We start from the raw sequence: 18,283 nt of genomic DNA on the forward strand, positions 1-18,283 counted from the left end.
CCCAGCACCCTAGAACCGGCGGCAGATCGCGGTCAATGCAATGGCGTTTGCAGGATTTGTTGCATCGCCGCGGCCACCGCCGAGCCGTCCACATCGGACAGTTTGCGGGCGATGTAGCGGGCCGCGTGGGCGCTGGTCGGGATGCGGAACGGCGGCGAGTCGGCGGTGAGCGCCTCCACGACGACGGCGGCGACCTCGGCGGCGGTCTGGGCCGCCTCGATCGCGCCCGACGCGACGAAGCGGCGGTAGGCGGCGAAGGCGTCCGTGTACGGGCCGGCGGCGGCGAGGAGGGCGGCCGGATCCAGCGGTGAGGATGCGACGAACGACGTGTCCAGGACCGCCGCCGGCTCGATCATGCAGGTGGTCACGCCGAGGGTGGCCAGGGTCGGGGCCAGGGCCTCCAGGTAGCCCTCGATCGCGAACTTCGCCGCCGAGTACGCCTCGTTGAAGGGCTGGCCGATCACGCCGCGGACGCTGCCGATGGTCAGCAGGCGGCCGCGCGATGCGCGCAGCAGCGGGAGGGCGGCCTTCGTGACCGTGAGGACGCCGAAGAAGTTCACCTCCAGATTGGCGCGGATCGCCTCGAGGGACGCCTGCTCCAGGGTGAAGGCGTTGTTGGCGATGCCGGCGTTGTTCACGACGGCGTCGAGGCGGTCCACGGTGGACAGTGCGGCGTCGACCGTGGCAGGGTCGGTGACGTCGAGGGGCACGACCTGCGTGCCGGGTAGGTCCCCCGGCTTGCGCATGCCGGCCAGCACCGTCCAGCCGGCGGCCGCGGCGGCCAGTGCCGTGGCCCTGCCGATGCCGGTCGAGGCGCCGGTGACCAGAACGACCCTAGGCGGGGACATACTCACGCTCCAGCATCGGCTGCACCGGGGACAGGGGGATGAACGCGGACAGGCCGATCACGGTGCCGGCCAGCATCGTGGCGGTGACCGCGGTGCGGATGTCGAGCGAGTGCGACAGCAGGGTCACGGCCAGGCCGCCGATGAAGGCGCTGACCGGGATGACGCCCCACGTGACGGTGCGGTACGCGGCGTAGATCACGGCCTGGTCGGCGATCGGCATGCGGGCCTGGCGGACCGACTGGCTGCAGATGTTGTACCAGGCGAAGAAGAACATGTAGGCGGCCAGCGTGACGGCCAGGATGACCGCCGGCGCGGCCGTGCCCATTCCCGGGATGCCCATCGCCAGGACGCCCAGGCCGCACGCCGAATGCGCGGGCATGGCCCAGGACATCGTGCGCGCCGGGCCCAGGCGGCGGCTGACGGCCGGGGCGACCAGGGCGCCGGCCACCGCGCCGGCGGCGCCGACGGTCATGACGGTGCCGAAGGCGCCGACGCTCAGGCCCCAGCCGTTGTACGCCAGGACCGGCAGCTGCGTGACGAAGACCGGGCCGCCGATGTTGGCCAGCAGCGTGCCCGCGGTGCAGCGGCGCAGGACGGGGTCGCGCCAGTTGGCGCGGATGCCGACGAGGAGGCGTTCGCGCAGGGAGCCGGTCTGGCCGCCGAGCCGGCCGAGGGGCTGCATGGCGCGGATGCACAGCGCCGAGAACAGGTAGCTGGCCGCGTCCACCAGCAGCGACGCCGCGCCCAGCAGCTGGTAGAGGCCGCTGCCGAGCGCGGGGCCGCTGACCTCGGCGGTCATCCGGCTGGTCTCGAGGCGGGAGTTGCCGGCGACGAGGCGCTCGGCGGGGACGATGTGGGTGAGGGCCGGCACGTAGCCGATGTTGAAGAAGACCGTGGCCGCGCTGATGACCACGACGCAGGCGAACAGCAGGGGCAGCGACAGCCGGCCCTGCCAGTACGCGAGCGGGATGGCGGCGACGGCGAGCAGGCGCAGCAGGTCGCAGGCGATGAGCAGGCGGCGCAGGTCCCAGCGGTCGGCCAGGACGCCGGCGACGAGGCTCAGCACCGGGATCGCCAGGTACTGCGCCGTGGAGATCAGCCCGACCTGGAACGGCGAGGCGTGCAGGGCGAAGATGAGCAGCGCCGGCACCACGAACAGGGTGACGCGGTCGCCGGCGTTGCTCACCGTCTGGCCCGCCCACAGCAGGTTGAACTGCCGGTTCATCGGCGCACGAGGTTGGGCACCTTGCCGGTGCGCTCATTGCCGACGAGCGCGGCCACGACGCTCACCCGCAGCGCGTCGGCGTTGCGCTGGAAGACGATCGACGGCCCGAACGCCGAGGCCAGCAGGTGGCCCCGCACGGCGTCGGCGACGTCGGGGCCGGCCGCGGCGGAGGGCAGGACGAGCACCTCCAGGACGCTGCCGCGCTCGCCCTGCTCGTGCACGACGAGCTGGGCGCGAGCCACGCCGCTGACGGTGGCGACGTCGCGGACGAGGTCGTCGACGTTGACGAGGTGGCCGCGGAACTTGATGAGGCCGTCGCGGCGGCCGAGCACCTGGAAGGCGCGGCCGGGGCGGCCGCAGGCGCACTCGACGAACCGGCCGGCGTCGCCGGTGCGGTAGCGCAGCACCGGGTTGAGGCCCGCCGGGTTCAGCGTGGTGAAGTCGAGCATTTCGTCGTCGCCGACACAGACCAGCTGCGACGGCAGCGGATGCCAGGTGTCGGCCGGGCAGTCGGGGGTGTTCGTGCCGACGACCCAGGTCTCCGTGCTGCCGAACATGCCCCAGCGGCGGGCGTTCGGGGCGACGGCGGCGAGGTCGTCGTCGAGCTGGTCGCTCCAGGCCTCGCCGAGGTACAGCACGGCCCGCAGGTCGGGCAGCTTCACGCCGGCGTCGCGGGCGTGGCCGAAGACGAGGCGCAGCACGCTCGGGGTGCCGCCGAACGCGGTGACCTTCTGCGCGGCGAAGAACGCGAGCCAGGCGTCGTACTCGTCGCGGCTCATCGCCCCGAGGTTCATCGCGGTGCAGTGCACGTGGTCGGTGAAGGCGTTGACGAGGAAGTGCGCGCCCCACATCTTGCCGGCGCTCCAGCCGTTGACGAAGACGTCGTCCGGGCCGATCGGGCGCCACTGCTCGTACACCTCGCGCATGTACAGGCCGGTGGGCGCGTAGCCGAGCTGGGGCGCGCCGGTGCTGCCGCCGCTCTGAAACACCCACGTCGTGGCCGCGGACGCGCGCGGGCGGTCGTGGCGCAGCGCGAGCTGCAGGTCGTCCTTGAGCATCAGCGGTACCGCGGCCAGGGTTTGCAGGTCTTGAATATCCACAATGGACGCATAGCGGTCGGCGAGCGCCGGCACGGCCCGCAGCCGGGCGAGCAGGTCGCGCACGCGGGCGACCCCGGCGGCGTCGAGGCGGTCGTGCGAGAACTCAGGCATGGCGGGCTTCCCTCCAGGCGGCGTGAGCCCGGCGGTAGGCGCTGAACCGGGCGGCGATGAGGTCGTGCTGGACGGTGTTGTCGTCCGGGGCGATGGCGCCGTCGGTCTCGATCTCCGACAGCCAGAAGCGCTCGCCGTCGTGGAGGAAGTCGACGCAGAAGTAGGGCGTGGGAATGCGTTGCGCGAACCAGTCCACCGTGGCCGCGAGCTCGTCGGGCAGCGGCACGAACCGCATGGTGCCCCCGCGGCTGCCGCTGGAGCAGGGCGCGTCGCCGGTGGGCCTGCGCACCAGGACCGCCTCGACCTTGCCGTCGATGACGTACAGGCGGTAGTCGCTGGTGCCGGCGCCGAGGTAGGGCTGGCAGACCAGGGTCGTTTCGCCGCCCTGGGCCAGGCTCACCAGGCCGCGCAGGTCCTCGACCGAGCGGGCCAGGCACACGCCCCAGCCGGACGCCCAGCCGGCCGGCTTGACGATCGCCGGGAACGTGAGCCCGTCCAGGACCGGCTCGTAGAGGCGGTGCTGGATGTCGCGGCCGCAGCCGATGCGCACCGTCGGGATCGTCGGGATCGGCGCGCCGGCCAGGAACAGGTTGGTGGCGAGCTTGTCGTTGACGATCGCCGACAGCCACGGCGGGGTCGGCAGGTAGAAGCCGGCCTGCTCGAGCACGGCGTAGATCGCGTACTGGTTGAAGACGTCCATGGTGTGGTACGGCAGGGAGTACAGCGCCGTGATGAACGCCGTGTCGTGCGGGGTCACCTCGTCGCCGTCGACGTAGACGCGGGGCTCGCCGGCGCGCAGGCCGTCGACGGCGATCGCGTCCGGTGCGTGGATGGTGAACGACATCCCCAGCTCGGCGGCGACCTTCTGGTAGGCGTCCCAGAAGACCCGCTTCCAGAGCGCGCCCTGCCGTCCCGACTCGCGGTCGGGGAAGACCCAGCAGATGCGTTGCAACGACTCGTTCATGAGACTCCTCGGGGCAGCACGGCACACTGGCCGCGGAACTCGGCCACGACGGCGCCTTCGGCGGCGCTGACGGTGACGTCGAAGAGGCCGCCGGCGCGCTCGACGGCGACGGCGGTCAGCGAGGCGCCGATCGGGACCGGGCGCAGGAAGGTGATGTGCGCGGCCTGCGCCAGGGCGACCCGCCCGGCGTTGGCGGCGTAGGCGAATGCGGTGTCGGCGAGCAGGAAGACGTACCCGCCGTGCGCGATGCCGTGCAGGTTGGCCATCTCGGCGGTCACCCGCATGCGGGCGCGGGCCCGGCCGGGGCCGACCTCGTCGACCTCGATGCCCAGGGCCGTCGCCGCCCCGTCGATGCTTGCGGTCACACCGCGAGGCTGGCAGCGGGGGCTACGGATCCGCTACAGACCCGCTTGCTCGCCGGCCGGGGCGAGCAGCGCCCGGATGAAGTCGCCGATGTCGGCGATGGTCTGGGGGCTGGCCGAGATGAACTCGACGCCGACCTCGTCGGCCTCGTCGGCGTCGATGTGCCGCACCGCCCGGCCGCGCAGGTGGTGCTCCTGCTCGCCGAGGCGCAGCGTGAGGTCGACCTCGGTGCCGATGGGCGGCCGCTCGCCGGGGCGGAAGCCGCAGCGCAGGCCGCTGACCGACACGTCGAGCAGGTCGGCCTCGATACGCCGGCCGGCGTGCTGCAGCGCGACCGTCCCTTCGACCGAGGCCCGGCTGTGCCGGCGGCGCTCGAGCCGCTCGGTCACCTTGGTCAGCGCCTCGATCCGGGTGATCGCCTCGCGGACGCTGCCGACGAGCTGCTCGACCGAGGAGCGCTGGCGGACCGTGACGTCGCTGAGCTCGGCGGTCACGTCGCCGACGGCGTGCACGCCCCGGCTCATGTCGGTGATGACGCCCGACATGGCGTGCGTGTTGGCGCCCAGGGCCGAGACCGTGTCGGTGATCTCGTCGGTGGAGTCCTTCGTCTTCGACGCGAGGTTCTTGACCTCGCCGGCCACGACGCTGAAGCCGCGGCCGGCCTCGCCGGCCCGGGCCGCCTCGATGGTGGCGTTGAGGGCCAGGAGGTTCGTCTGCCCGGCGACGCCGGCGATGAGGTTGGCGATGCCGTCGACCCGGCCGAGGCTCGCGGTGACCGCGTCGATGACCGTGCCGGCCTCGGTCGCCCGCTCCACCACGCCGCGGGTGACCCGGTCGGCGGCCGCGGCCTGCTGCTCGATGGCGTCGGCCGCGGAGAGCACCTCGTCGGCCTGCAGCATGACGTTGCGCAGCTCGGACAGCACGGCGCCGCTGGTGTCGTCGATGACCTCGCCGGCCCGGCGCCGTACCGTCTGCTCGGCCAGCTGCTGGCGCACGTTCGTGGTCATGAGCTGGGCCTCCTTGGCGGCCCGCTCCTCCTGCAGGCGCTCCTCCTGCTCGTGCATCGCGTCGAGCATCTCGTCGATGGTGCGGCCGAGCACGGCGATGTCGTCGCTGCCGGCCGGGCGGATGCGCAGCGCCCGGTCGCCGGAGGCGATGATCTGCTCGGTGGTGCGCCGCAGCGGCCCGACCCGCCGCCGCAGGGCCGAGCGCACCGACCACAGCATGACCAGGACGAGCACGACGGTCGCCGCGGTCACGAACACGAACAGCTTCACGGCGGTGCTGCTGGCCGCGGCGTGGATCGGCCGGGCCGCGACGACCTCGAGCACGACCTTGTCGCCGTTGACGGTGGCGATGGTGGCGTCCACGGCGATGTGCTTGGCGCCGACGACCGCGGTGGCGATCGCGAGGTCGCCGAGCCGGCTGTGCAGCGCCGGCTCGGCCTGCGCCCCCGAGCGGACCGTGGCGGCCAGCGCCACCGGCAGGTCGATCGCCGCGCCGAGGCGGGTCACCCGGTCGGCGTCGAGGCGCTTGAGCATGATCATGCCGCCGGACGGGGTGCCGGTGCCGCTGCTGGGGTAGGTCGGCACGCCGCAGAAGAGGTACGGCGCGTCGGCCGACACCACGCCGCAGCGCGCCTGCCCGGCCTTCGCCGACGGGTCGTAGAGCTTGCTCAGCACCGCCGGGTCGCGCAGCTGCGGCGGCGGGGTCCCGAACGTCTCGGCGTCGGTGGTCATGCCGCCGACCCGCAGGGAGCCGTCGGCGCCGATGCCGAGGAAGCCGTCGACGTCGAGGATCTCGTGCTGGGTGCCGGGCGGGAAGTCGGTGGCGAAGCCGTTCTGGTCGGCGCCGGCGACGTCGTTGAAGGAGTTGTCCCACACGCCGTTGGTCGCGCCGAACGCGCTGAGCAGCGACGCCTGCGCGTCCAGGCCGATGCGGATGCGGTCGGCGTCCTGGGCGACCTGACGCGCCTCGAGCCGCTCGAACGCGCCGGTGGTGATCAGCTGCATCACCAGGAACGCCGCGATCAGGCCGGCCAGCGCGGCGGCGGCCGGCAGCAGGCGGCGTGTCAGCCGGCGCGCGTCGAGACCCACGACGTGCTGTTCGGCACCGCGGAGCCCGACCTGAGCCACATGTGGGCGGTTCGAAGCGGATCCATGGCGGCCGCCGCCAGACTCCCTGCACCCAAACGACGAGCAGGACCTCCAAGGAGTAGGAGCTGAGCCATGCTGCGACGGTTGTGCTGGCTGTTTCCGGATCGGGAGTCCAGCCGGACCTCGGCGACCTGGAACGCGGCGTTCTGGCAGACCTACGCCGAGGTCGCCAAGGAGCTGGACCTGTCCTGGCAGCGGGTCACGCCGGAGTCGGTCGCGGTCGACGCGCTGGACCCGGCCCGGCCCGTGGTGCGCGTCGACGGCGAGGTCGTGACGCCGGACGACACGCTGTTCATCACGTCGCTGTACTCGCTGCCGTACCAGGCCGCGGACGTGTTCAACCAGCTGACCCTCTACGCCGTGCTGGAGCAGGCCGGATTCTACCTGCCGCACCCGGCCGCCATGGCGACGCTGTGCAACGACAAGCTGGCCTCGGTGCTGTTCCTGCGCGACTGCCCGGTGCCGCCGATCCCGACCGTGCGCATCGGCCCCGGCCGCGACCTCGTCTACGACGACTACGTGCCGAGCATCGCCGCGCTGCCGTACCCGGCCCTGGCCAAGCCGTCGGGCTGGTGCGCGTCGCGGGGCATCAACCTGGCCCGCGACCCGCACGACGTGCGCGGGCTGCTCAGCCTCGCCCAGGGCGGGGACACGCCGCTGGTGTTCCAGCCGTACCTCGGCAACGCCACCGTCGACTACCGGGTCTACCTCGTCGACGGCGAGCCGCTCGCCACCCTGGTGCGCCGGCCCGGCGACGGCGCCCTCTACACCCAGTTCAGCACGGGCGGGAAGCTGTACTACACCGAACTGCCCGACGAGCTGCGCCCCGCCGTGGAGTATTTCCGGGCGCGGCTGCCGCTGCCGTACCTCTGCGCCGACTTCCTGCACGACGGCGAGCGCTGGTGGCTGTCGGAGATCGAGCTCGACGGCACCATCCAGTGCCCGGACGCGACGTCGGCGGAGGCGGTGCGCATCCAGCGCGAGCTCATCGCCGCCCGGTTCGCCGCCTACCGCCGCGGCCACGCCCGGTTCACGTCATGACGGCCGCGGCGGGCAAAGACGTCGTGCGCCTCGGCCGCGAGTTCAACCTGCTGTGGGCCGGGCAGACCGTCAGCAACATCGGGGACAAGATCAGCATCTTCGTGGTACCGACGCTGATGATCCTGGTCCTGCACGCCTCGCCGTTCCAGGTCGGGCTCGTCGCGATGGCTCAGTACCTGGCCATCCCGCTGCTCAGCCTGGTCGCCGGAGCCCTGGTCGACCGGTGGGACCTGCGGCGCACCCTGATCGGCTGCGACCTGGTCCGGGCCGCGGTGATCGCGCTGGTCCCGGCCGCCTACTTCGGGCATTTCCTGTCGGTACCCCTCGTCTTCGCCGTCGTCGCGGTCGTCAACGCCACCGCGGTGTTCTTCAACGTCGGCTACACCGCGACGATCGCCTCCATCGTCGAGCCGGACGGGCGGGTCAAGGCGTACTCGCACCTGGAGGCCAGCCGCACCACCTCCGACGTCGTCGGGCCGGCCGTCGCCTCCGGCATCTACGTGCTGCTCGGCGCCGGCGCCCTGCTGGTCGACGCGGCCACGTTCCTGTTCTCGGCCGGGCAGATCCGGGCGATGAAGCCCTACGGCGGGGGCGGCGGGCGGCAGGAGTCGATGTGGCGGCGCCTGGCCCACGGGGTGCGGCTCAACTGGACCGACCCGGTGCTGCGGCGCACCCTGCAGGGGACGCTGCTGGCGAACATCGGCGGGCCGATCTTCGTGACGGTGCTGCCGATCCTGGCGTACCGCGGCCTCGGAATGTCCGTCGGCGCGCTCGGCACCGTCATGTCCGTCGCCGCGGCCGGCGCCGTCGGCGGCTCGCTCGTCGCGCAGCGCGTCAGCCGCGCGCTCGGGCCGGCGCGGCTGATCCCGTGGTCGATCTTCCTGCACTCGCTGGTCGGGCTGGGCATCCTGGCCGCGCCGGCGCTGCCCGGCCCGCTCGTGCTCGGCGCCACGCTGACCCTCTACGGCATCTTCATGGTCTGGTACAACGTCAGCACCGCCGCGGTGCGCCAGGCCCGCGTCCCGTCCCGCGACCAGGCCGTGTCGCACGCCGCGTTCCGCACCATCACGTGGGGCGTGATCCCGTTCAGCGTTCTCGCCGGCGGCATCATCGTCGACGCGCTCGCCGCCCGGCACGGCATCCTCGGCGCCGCGAAGCTCACCATGGTCGGCGGCACCCTCATCGGCACGCTGTTCGCCGCCATCCCCCTCGCCCCCATCAACGCCCTGCTGCGCCGCGAGCGCGACGCGGCCCCCGCCGAGCTCACGGAGGTGACGGCGTGAGCGGTACGGAGCGAAGCGGAGTGGCCGCTCACAATAAGCACAGGGATCTTCTCGCGCCGGCGCCGGAGCGAAGCGGAGGTGACGGCGTGAGCGGTACGGAGCGAAGCGGAGGTGGCGGCGCGAGCCGCACGCTGCTGGTCACCGGCGCGTCGACCGGCATCGGCCTGGAGGTGGCGAAGGCCGCCGCCGCGGCCGGGTGGACGGTCGCGGCCGGCATGCGCAAGCCCTACGACGTGCCCGGCGTCGACGTCCGCGAGCTCGACGTCACCGACCCGGACTCGGTCGCCGCCTGCGTGGCCGGCGTCGTGGCCGACCACGGCCGCCTCGACGCCCTGGTCAACAACGCCGGCGTCGGCAACACCGTGCCCACGATCGAGCTGGCCGACCTGGCCGCGTTCCGGGCCAACATCGAGGTCAACTTCTTCGGCGTGGTGGCCATGACGAAGGCCGCCCTGCCGCACCTGCGGGCCGCCGGCGGGCGGCTGGTCACCGTCGGCAGCACCCGCGGCCTGGTCGGGCAGCCGTTCAACGAGGCGTACTGCGCGGCCAAGTTCGCGGTCGAGGGGTTCCTGGAGGCGCTCGCCCCGGTCGCGGCCGGGATGGGCGTGCGCGTCGTCATCGTCGAGCCCGGGCCGGTGCTGGGCACCGCGTTCGCCGCCAACACCGGGGTCACCCGCGACTCGCTGCTGGCCGGCGCCGGGCCCTACGAGCCGGTCCTGCGGCCGTACCTCGACTGGGTCGCCCGCACCGCCTGGCCGGGCGCGCAGCCGGCCGAGGAGGTCGCCGGGATCGTGCTGCGGGCCCTCACCGAACCCGACCCGCCGCCGCGGGTGCTCACCAGCGACTGGGCCCGCGAGTTCGCCGGCGTGAAGCTCGCCGACGCCGACGGCACCGCGGTCCGGCGCCTGGCCCGCGAGTGGCTCACCGGCTGACCGTCATATCTTCGTCATGTTTCGCCGCACCGCTCGCCGAGCGGTGCGGCGTCGTTTTATGCATCGATGAGCACGGATGACAATTGCAAATTCAACGAAGTTGGCCGATGCCTGGCCCGGCCCCATTCGGGCGGTTGCGGCCCTGAGCGTGCCGACGTGGGCCGATAGCGCGGGTTCCGCGGCAATCCGGCGCTTCGCCGGGTGCGGCGGCGAACGGGGCACATGCCGGTAAAGGCCCGAAGACGCGGATGGCGCGAAACGACCCGGCGTGTCGCGCGTTCCGCCCCCTCGGCCGAGCCTTCGCCGCGATCTCGCCGCGGAGGGCTTGCGCCGCCGGTGCCTCCTCGTGCACGAATGGATGCCCGATCGCGAACCGATCGGCATGGATCGATCACACACACGATGTGTGTCACGTAAAGGGAACGAGGTATTTCGATGCTTGAGGTATCGCTGCTGGGGCCGACCGAGGCGCGCTTATCCGGCCGAACCGTTTCCCTGACGCCACTGGAACGCAATGTCCTCGCCATTCTCGCGCTGTCCAGAAATGCCGTGGTGTCCACCGAGCGGATCATCGAGCTGCTGTGGTGCGACCGGCACCCGGCCGCGCCGCGCTCCCGCGTGCAGGGGCTCGTGTCGGCCCTGCGGCGCAAGGTCGGCGCGGCCCTGGCCACCCGCCATCCCGGCTACGTGCTCGAGGCCTCCGGCGCCGCCACCGACCTCGACGCCATGCAGGCCCTCGTGCGCCGGGCCCGCGCCGCCGCCACGGCCCGCGACACCGCCCGCGACCTGCGCGCCGCGCTGGGCCTGTGGCGCGGCGAGCCGCTCGACGGCGTCACCGCGCCCGGCACCGAGGTCGAGCGGGTGCGCCTGGCCGAGCTGCGCGTCGGCCTGCACGAGGAGCTGTTCGAGGCCGAGCTCGCCCTGGAGCCGCCGGCCGGCCTGGCCGGGGTCACCGACCTCGTCGGCGAGATCTCGGCGCTGCTGGCCGCCAACCCGCTGCGCGAGCGGCTGGCCGGCCAGCTCATGCGGGCGCTGCAGCGCGCCGGCCGGGCCGCCGACGCGCTGCACGTCTACGAGGCGCTGCGCCGCCACCTCGCCGACGAGCTCGGCAGCGACCCCTGCCCCGACCTGCGCGCCCTGCACGCCGCCATCCTGCGCGGCGACGCCTGGACGGACCCGCTGGCCGCCGCGGCCCCGGCGTCCGCCGCCGGCGCCATGGCCTCCGCCGCCGCGGTCTGGCCGTTACCCGCGGCCTGGCCGTCACCCGCCCCGGAGCCGGCGCCCGCACCGGCCGGCCCGCGGCCGCCGGCCACGCTGCCGCCGGGCGTCGGGCACTTCACCGGCCGCGAGGAGGACCTCAAGGCGCTCGGCGACGCCGTCGCCCGCCCCACCCGCGAGCCGCGGATCGTGCTCGTCTCCGGCCTCGGCGGCCTCGGCAAGACCGCCCTCGTCGTGCACTGGGCGCACGGCGCCGCCGGCGCCTTCCCCGACGGGCAGATCTACGTCGACCTGCACGGCGGGGCCCTGCCGGCCCTGGACGCCCTCGCCGCCGTGCTCACCGCGCTCGGGGCCGGCCGCGACGAGCTGCCCGACGACCTCGACGGGCGCACCGCGCAGTACCGCGCCCGGCTCAACGGCCGGCGGGTGCTCATCGTGGCCGACGACGCGGGCGCCGTGGAGCAGCTGCTGCCGCTCGTCCCGCCGACCGCGGCCGGCCAGCTCGTGGTCACCAGCCGCCGCCGGCTGCCGGCCCTGGCCGCCCACCACGCCGTCGAGGCGCAGCCCATCGAGCCGCTCACCGAGGCCGCCACCCGCGAGCTGCTCGAGCGCATCTGCGGACGGGAGCTGCGCCGCCGCGACCCGGCCGCGGAGCGCCTGGTCCGCTGGTGCGGCGGCTACCCCCTCGCGGTGCGCACCGCCGGGCTGCGGCTGGCCGCCCGGCCCGGGCAGTCCCTCGAAGGGTTCGTCGACGAGCTCGCCGACGAGCCGCGCAGCGTCCCGGCCGCGCTCGCCCCGGCCCTGGACAGCGCCCGCGCCGCGCTCAGCCCGGCCGCCGCGCACCTGTTCGGCCGCCTCGGCCGCGAGCGCCTGGCCACCGTCGCCATCGACCGCACCGCCGCCGCCACCGACCGGTCGGTCCGCCGCGTCCGGCAGCTGCTCGACGAGCTCGTGGCCGTGAACCTCCTGGCCGAGTCGGGGCCCGGCGGGTACCACCTGCACGACCTGGTGCTGCGCTATGCCCGCGAGTGCGGCGCCGAGCTCGTCGACCGCGACGCCGTCGACGAGTGGATGCGCCGCCGCGTGCAGCTGCGCACCGCCTCGTAGCCGATCCGCAGCGGATCTGTAGCGCCCGATGCCACGCTCGCTGGGCCCGAACGGCCCTCCGAGCTGGTGAGGTGCATCATCGACGCGCTCCTGACCGCCGTGACCGCCACCGCGGCGCGGCATCCGCTGCGCCCCGCGCTCGTGCACAACGGCATCCCGATCGGCTACGGCCGCCTCGCCGAGGAGATCGACCGGGCGCGGCGCCGCCTCGGCGCCCGCCCCGGCACCGTCGCCGTGGACGCCGTCCACCGCCCCGGGACGATCGTGTCCCTGCTGGGCACGTGGGCGGCCGGCGGCACCTACTGCCCGATCGACCCGGCGTTCCCGGCGCAGCGCCGCCAGGCGATGGCCGCGGCCGCCGCCGGGGCGCCGGCCGACCTCGCGTACGTGCTGTTCACCTCCGGCTCGACCGGCGAACCGAAGCCGGTCGGCACGCCCCGCGCCGCCCTCGACGCGGTGGTACCGGCCCTCGCCGGGCTGTTCGAGCTGACCGACGCCGACCGGGTGCTGCAGTTCGCGTCGCTGAACTGGGACACCTGCTTCGAGGAGATCCTGCCGGCGCTGCTGAGCGGCGCCGCGGTCGTCCTCGCCGACGACGCCCTCTCCGGCTCCTTCCCGCGCTTCCTGCGCGCGCTCGAGCGCGACCGGGTGAGCGTGCTGGACCTGCCGACCGCGTTCTGGCACGAGCTGGTGCGCCACCTCGCCGACGACGGCGCCGGGCTGCCGCCGTGCGTGCGGCTCGTCGTCATCGGCGGCGAGGCCGTCGCACCGGCCCGCCTCGCCCAGTGGCACGCGCTGCCGACGCGCGGCGTGCGGCTGCTCAACACGTACGGCTGCACCGAGACGACGCAGATCACCCACGCCGCCGAGCTCACCGGCGCCGCCGAGGCCCCGATCGGGCGGGCGCTGCCGCACGTGCGCGAGCGCATCGGCGCCGGCGGGGAGCTGTGGATCGGCGGCCCCGCGCTCGCCCGCGGGTACCTCGGCCGCCCCGCCGACACCGCCGAGCGCTTCGTCGAGCTCGACGGCGAGCGCTGGTTCCGCACCGGCGACCGCGTGGCCCGCCGCGCCGACGGCGGCCTGGACCACCTGGGCCGCCTCGACCGGCAGGTGAAGATCCGCGGCATCCGCGTCGACCCCGGCGAGGTCGAGGCCCGCATCGCCGAGCACCCCCGCGTCCGCGCCGTCGCCGTCGTGCCCGCCACCCGTGCCGGCCACACCGTGCTGGTCGCCTACGTCGAGCTCGACGGGGCCGCGGACGTCGCCGCGTTCCTGCGCGGGCGGGTGCCGGACCACCTGATCCCGGCCCGCATCGAGGTCGTACCGCGCCTGGCCTACACCGCCACCGGCAAGGTCGACCGCCTGGCCACCGCATCCGCCCACGCGCCTGAGGAGGTCGTGCGTTGACCGTCGACAAGCTGATCGCCATCTACGCGGAGGTGCTGGAGCGGCCCGGCATCGCCGCCGACGACGACTTCTTCGCCGCCGGCGGTGACTCGCTGCTGGCCACCCGGGTGCTCAGCGCCGTCTACCGGGCCGCCGGGGCCGAGCTGACGTTCGACGACTTCCTGGCCGCGCCCACGCCCGCCGCGCTGTCGGCTCGCCTGGCCCTCGGCGGCCGGCGATGAGGGTCGTCGTGGTCGGCGCGGGCCTGGCCGGCCTGGTCGCCGCCGACCGGCTCGCCGCCGCCGGGGCCGACGTGACGGTGCTGGAGGCCCGCGACCGGGTCGGCGGGCGCGTCCACGGCCTCGAGGTCGCCCCCGGCGTCTGGGTCGACGCCGGCGCCGCCTACCTCGGCGACCGGCACACCGCGCTGCTCGACCTGCTCGCCGACGTCGGCCTCAAGACCGTGCCGACCGGGATGGAGGGGGCCAGCCGGTTCGCGCTGCGCGGGCCGGCGCAGACCCGCCCCGGCCGGTTCCCGCCGCTGTCCGCCGTCGCCCTCGGCGACCTGTTCGACCGCCTCGAGGCGCTCACCCGCCGGGTCGACCCGGACGCGCCGTGGGCCGGCGCGGATGCCGCGGAGCTCGACGCCACCACCGCCGCCGACTGGGCCCGCGACCACCTCGCCCACCCGGACGCGCGCACGTTCTTCCCGCTGTTCCTCGGCGAGATGATGGCCGCCGCGCCCGAGGCCGTCTCCGTGCTGCACATGGCGTTCTACCTGCGCTCCGGGGGCGGGCTGTCGTACCTCAACGCCTTCGAGGGCGGCGCCCAGGACGCCCGCGTCGACGGCGGCGCGCACCGGGCCGCGCAGCTGCTCGCCGAGCGGCTCGGCGACCGGGTCGTGCTCGGCCACCCCGTGGCGAGCATCCACCAGGACGCGCACGGCGTGACCGTCGACGGCCAGTGGCGCGCCGACGCCGTCGTGGTCGCGGTCCCGCCGCTGCTCGCCGACGCCATCGACTTCCGGCCCGGGCTGCCGGCACCGCGGGCCGGGCGGGCCACGGTGCCCGGGTGCGCGGTCAAGGTACACCTCGTCTACCCGGCTCCGCTGTGGCGCGAGGACGGGCTGTCCGGCTGGTCGGTGAGCGCCGCCGGCCCGCTCACGTCCACAGTGGACGACAGCCCGGCCGGCGGGCCCGGCGTGCTCACCGGGTTTGTGACGGGCGCCGACGCCCACCGCTTCGCCGCGCTCGGCGACGGCGAGCGGCGGGCGGCCGCGGTCCGGCAGGCGGCGCGGCTGTTCCCGGGTCTCGGCGAGCCCGTCGCCGTGCACGTCACGGACTGGGTGCACGAGCGCTACAGCCGCGGCTGCTACGCCGCACTCATGGGCCCCGGCGACTGGATCGCCGCCGGCCCCCGCATCGCGGCGCCGGTGCACCGGGTGCACTGGGCCGGCACGGAGACGAGCACCGAGTTCTTCGGGCTCATGGAAGGCGCGATCCGCTCGGGCCACCGGGCGGCCACGGAAGTCATTCGTCACGTCGAGGGAGCGTCATGAGCGACCACGCGCACAGCCCCGTTGCCCCGCTCGCCGTCCGGGAGCGGTTCATGACCGACCCGGACCTGGGCGCGGGCAACTTCCTGGACAAGGCCGCCGAGCACAACCCGAACCGGGGCGTGCCGGTGGTGTACAGCCACCACCCCGACCACACCGGGGGCGTGTTCCTGCGCGGCCACAGCCTCCTCGACCTCGTCGCCCTCCGCGACCGCTACGCCCGGTGGTACGCCGCCAACGGCGTGCGGCCCGGCGAGCCGGTCGGCGTCGTCGTCGCCGAGGGCCTCGAGCCGCTCATCCACTTCCTGGCCCTCACCGCGCTCGGCGCGATCCCGGCGATGGTCAACGACGCGATGCGGCCCGACGTCATGGTCCGCTACCTCAACCACGTCGGCGTGGTCGGCGTCGTGGCCGACGACACCACGCGGCTGGCGTCGGCGTACCGCGCGGATCCCCAGCGCCGGCCCCGGTTCCTGGCCCTCGCCGCCGAGGTGCAGGCGTTCGACGCGGCCGGCGTCGCGCTGCCGGCGCAGTACCCGCACCGGCACGCCCCCGACGACGTCGTCGCGCTGATCCACTCCTCCGGCACCACCGGTACCCCGAAGTCCACGATGCTCGCCCACCGCCAGTTCTGGAACGGCAAGCAGCCGCGGATGGTGCGCTTCCCGTGCGGGCCGGACGACCGGCTCATGTCGCTGATGCCGCACACCCACGCGGGCGGCCTGAGCTACTTCCTCACCGCGGTCCTGCTCGGCCTGCCCGTCGTCGTCATGGGCGACCACCGGCGGGTCACCGTCGAGCCGGTGATGGAGGCGTTCCAGCCCACGATGGTGGCCTCCTTCCCGCGCACGTTCGTCGAGCTGGCCACCGGCGACCTGCCGGTGCGCGGCGCCGCCCGGGTGCACTCGTGGTTCAACACCGGCGACTCGGCCCACTACGGCCACATCCGCCGGCTGGTCACCCTCGGCGAGCGCCCGGCCGGGCTCATCAAGCCGTGGCTGCTGCCCAGCGACGCCGCCGCCGAGGCCGCGCTGCCGGGCTCGCAGTTCGTCGACGGGCTCGGCTCCTCGGAGATGGGCATGGCCCTCTTCGGCGGGATCACCACGCCCGAGACGCCGCGCAACGACCGGTGCGTCGGCAAGCCGCTCGAGGTCGTGGAGGACGCGGCGATCCTCGACGAGGACGGCCGGGCGCTTCCCGACGGCACCGTCGGGCTCCTGGCGGTGAAGACGCCGTCGCGCACGCCGGGGTACTGGCACAACCCGCGGCTCACGGCGAGCTTCGAGCTGGCCGGGTACTGGCTCACCGGCGACGTCGCCTACCGCGACGCCGACGGGAACTTCTACCACCTCGACCGGACCGTGGACGTCATCGACACCCTCGACGGGCCGGTGTACAGCCTGCCGCTGGAGGAGGTTCTGCTCGCCGACTGCGCCGACGTGGTCCGCGACTGCTCGGTCGTCGGCATCCCGGCGCCCGGCGGCGGCCAGCGGCCGGTCGCCGTCGTGCAGCTGCAGGCCGACGCCGGTGAGTGGGGCGAGGAAGCGATCCTGGAGAAGGCGAACAAGGAGCTCACGCGGGCGGGCCTGGCGACGCTGGCCGCGGTGCGCGTCGCGCGCGAGGCCGCCGACTTCCCGCTCGGCCCGACCGGCAAGGTGCTCAAGCGGGAGCTGCGCGCCCGGCACGCGGCGCTGCTGTCGAACGGATGACGGCGTACGCCTACGCGCGGGCGCCGCTGGTCGAGCCCGACTGGCGGCGCCTGCCGGGCTGGCGCGACGTCACCGCGGCGCAATGGCGCAGCGCCGGCTGGCAGCGCGCGCACTGCGTGAAGAACGTCGCCCAGCTGCGGGCCGTGCTCGGCCCGGTCGGTGACGCCTTCTACGACGACCTCGCCGCCGACCAGGCGCGCCACGCGACGATGTCGATGCTGCTGCCGCCGCAGATGCTCAACACCATGGTGCCGGGGGCGGTACCGGACGGGGACGCGCTGCGGGCCGACCCCGTGCGCCGCTACATGCTGCCGCTCGCCTCGGACCGGCACCCGCGGTGGCCGAGCCATCCGCGGGCCGAGCGCGACTCGCTGCACGAGGCCGACATGTGGGTCGTGGAGGGGCTCACGCACCGGTACCCCACCAAGGTGCTCGCCGAGCTGGTGACGACCTGCCCGCAGTACTGCGGCCACTGCACCCGCATGGACCTGGTGGGCAACTCGACGCCGCAGGTGGTCAAGGCCCGCCTCGCCCTGAAGCCCGCCCACCGCCGCGAGCTGATGCTGGACTACCTCAAGCGCACCCCGGCCGTGCGCGACGTCGTCGTCTCCGGCGGCGACGTCGCCAACGTGCCGTGGCGGCAGCTGGAGGAGTTCCTGCGCCAGCTGCTGGACCTCGACTCGGTCCGCGACATCCGGCTGGCCACGAAGGCGCTCGTCGGCCTGCCCCAGCACTGGCTGCAGCCGGCCGTCCTCGAGGGCCTGGCCGGCGTGGCCGCGCTGGCCCGCTCGCGCGGCGTGAGCCTGGCCGTGCACACCCACGCCAACCACGCCGCGTCGATCACCCCGCTGGTCGCCGAGGCGGCCCGGGCCCTGCTCGACGCCGGCGTGCGCGACGTGCGCAACCAGGGCGTGCTGCTCGCCGGCGTCAACGACTCGGTCGCGGCCCTGCTCGACCTGTGCTTCGCGCTGCAGGACGAGGCGGGCATCCTGCCGTACTACTTCTACCTCTGCGACATGATCCCCAACGCCGAGCACTGGCGGATCCCGCTGTCCGCGGCGTGCGCCCTGCAGGACGGCCTGATGGGCTGGCTGCCCGGCTACGCCACGCCGCGCCTGGTCTGCGACGTGCCGTTCGCCGGCAAGCGCTGGGTGCACCAGTACGTCTCCTACGACCGCGAGCGCGGCATCTCCGTCTGGCCCGGCTCCACCCACCCCTACTACGACCCGATCCACACCCTGCCCGAGGCGGGCCACCGCTGGTGGTCCGCGCAACCGTGAGGAGC

Annotated in this window: 15 protein-coding genes; 9 read left to right on the plus strand and 6 right to left on the minus strand. The window is 74.4% G+C overall.

Annotated elements, in window-relative coordinates; all coding sequences use genetic code 11:
- Positions 1-32: 32 nt before the first annotated feature.
- The 6 genes from ACQEVU_RS30930 to ACQEVU_RS30955 are packed head-to-tail and all read right to left on the minus strand — an operon-like array spanning position 33 to position 6,707.
- Complete coding sequence (locus tag ACQEVU_RS30930) at positions 33-854, minus strand: SDR family NAD(P)-dependent oxidoreductase (RefSeq protein WP_433329697.1); 822 nt, start codon at positions 852-854, stop codon at positions 33-35.
- A complete protein-coding gene (locus tag ACQEVU_RS30935; RefSeq protein WP_433329699.1) occupies positions 835-2,073 on the minus strand; it encodes an MFS transporter in 1,239 nt (412 codons plus the stop codon). The genes ACQEVU_RS30930 and ACQEVU_RS30935 overlap by 20 nt, the downstream gene beginning before the upstream one ends.
- On the minus strand, positions 2,070-3,284 hold the full coding sequence (locus ACQEVU_RS30940; RefSeq protein ID WP_433329701.1) for a phenylacetate--CoA ligase family protein: 1,215 nt from the start codon (positions 3,282-3,284) through the stop codon (positions 2,070-2,072). The genes ACQEVU_RS30935 and ACQEVU_RS30940 overlap by 4 nt, the downstream gene beginning before the upstream one ends.
- Positions 3,277-4,248 carry an ATP-grasp domain-containing protein gene (locus tag ACQEVU_RS30945; RefSeq protein ID WP_433329703.1) on the minus strand — a complete coding sequence of 324 codons (972 nt, stop codon included), beginning with the start codon at positions 4,246-4,248 and terminating at the stop codon, positions 3,277-3,279. Before ACQEVU_RS30945 ends, ACQEVU_RS30940 begins: the two co-directional genes overlap by 8 nt.
- Positions 4,245-4,613 (minus strand): hotdog fold thioesterase, encoded by a 369-nt coding sequence (locus ACQEVU_RS30950; protein ID WP_433329705.1) that lies wholly within the window; start codon positions 4,611-4,613, stop codon positions 4,245-4,247. Before ACQEVU_RS30950 ends, ACQEVU_RS30945 begins: the two co-directional genes overlap by 4 nt.
- A 33-nt stretch (positions 4,614-4,646) precedes the next feature.
- Entirely contained in the window at positions 4,647-6,707 is a 2,061-nt protein-coding gene (locus tag ACQEVU_RS30955) for a methyl-accepting chemotaxis protein (RefSeq protein WP_433329707.1), read from the minus strand.
- A gap of 132 nt (positions 6,708-6,839) precedes the next feature.
- On the opposite strand from ACQEVU_RS30955, the gene ACQEVU_RS30960 reads away from it, so the two are divergent.
- The 9 genes from ACQEVU_RS30960 to ACQEVU_RS31000 all read left to right on the plus strand — a co-directional run bounded on the left by ACQEVU_RS30960 (position 6,840) and on the right by ACQEVU_RS31000 (position 18,278).
- Positions 6,840-7,808: an ATP-grasp domain-containing protein gene (locus tag ACQEVU_RS30960; protein WP_433329709.1), complete on the plus strand. Its 969-nt coding sequence runs from the start codon at positions 6,840-6,842 to the stop codon at positions 7,806-7,808.
- The gene (locus ACQEVU_RS30965) at positions 7,805-9,091 is read left to right on the plus strand and encodes an MFS transporter (protein ID WP_433329711.1); all 1,287 of its coding nucleotides are present in this window, start codon (positions 7,805-7,807) and stop codon (positions 9,089-9,091) included. The genes ACQEVU_RS30960 and ACQEVU_RS30965 overlap by 4 nt, the downstream gene beginning before the upstream one ends.
- An 86-nt stretch (positions 9,092-9,177) precedes the next feature.
- Positions 9,178-10,023 carry an SDR family NAD(P)-dependent oxidoreductase gene (locus ACQEVU_RS30970; RefSeq protein ID WP_433329713.1) on the plus strand — a complete coding sequence of 282 codons (846 nt, stop codon included), beginning with the start codon at positions 9,178-9,180 and terminating at the stop codon, positions 10,021-10,023.
- Positions 10,024-10,458: 435 nt separating this feature from the next.
- On the plus strand, positions 10,459-12,348 hold the full coding sequence (locus ACQEVU_RS30975; protein WP_433329715.1) for a BTAD domain-containing putative transcriptional regulator: 1,890 nt from the start codon (positions 10,459-10,461) through the stop codon (positions 12,346-12,348).
- Positions 12,349-12,414: 66 nt separating this feature from the next.
- Positions 12,415-13,755, plus strand: coding sequence for an AMP-binding protein (locus ACQEVU_RS30980; RefSeq protein ID WP_433329717.1), 1,341 nt, complete (start codon positions 12,415-12,417; stop codon positions 13,753-13,755).
- Entirely contained in the window at positions 13,752-13,976 is a 225-nt protein-coding gene (locus ACQEVU_RS30985) for a phosphopantetheine-binding protein (RefSeq protein WP_433329719.1), read from the plus strand. The genes ACQEVU_RS30980 and ACQEVU_RS30985 overlap by 4 nt, the downstream gene beginning before the upstream one ends.
- Positions 13,973-15,292, plus strand: coding sequence for a flavin monoamine oxidase family protein (locus ACQEVU_RS30990; RefSeq protein WP_433329721.1), 1,320 nt, complete (start codon positions 13,973-13,975; stop codon positions 15,290-15,292). Before ACQEVU_RS30985 ends, ACQEVU_RS30990 begins: the two co-directional genes overlap by 4 nt.
- Positions 15,289-16,998, plus strand: a complete 1,710-nt coding sequence (locus ACQEVU_RS30995) for a class I adenylate-forming enzyme family protein (RefSeq protein ID WP_433329723.1) — start codon at positions 15,289-15,291, stop codon at positions 16,996-16,998. The genes ACQEVU_RS30990 and ACQEVU_RS30995 overlap by 4 nt, the downstream gene beginning before the upstream one ends.
- A complete protein-coding gene (locus ACQEVU_RS31000; RefSeq protein WP_433329725.1) occupies positions 16,995-18,278 on the plus strand; it encodes a KamA family radical SAM protein in 1,284 nt (427 codons plus the stop codon). Before ACQEVU_RS30995 ends, ACQEVU_RS31000 begins: the two co-directional genes overlap by 4 nt.
- Positions 18,279-18,283 lie beyond the last annotated feature (5 nt).

Origin of the sequence: Dactylosporangium sp. CA-139066 (assembly GCF_050936175.1) — a bacterium.
Classification (GTDB): Bacteria; Actinomycetota; Actinomycetes; order Mycobacteriales; family Micromonosporaceae; genus Dactylosporangium.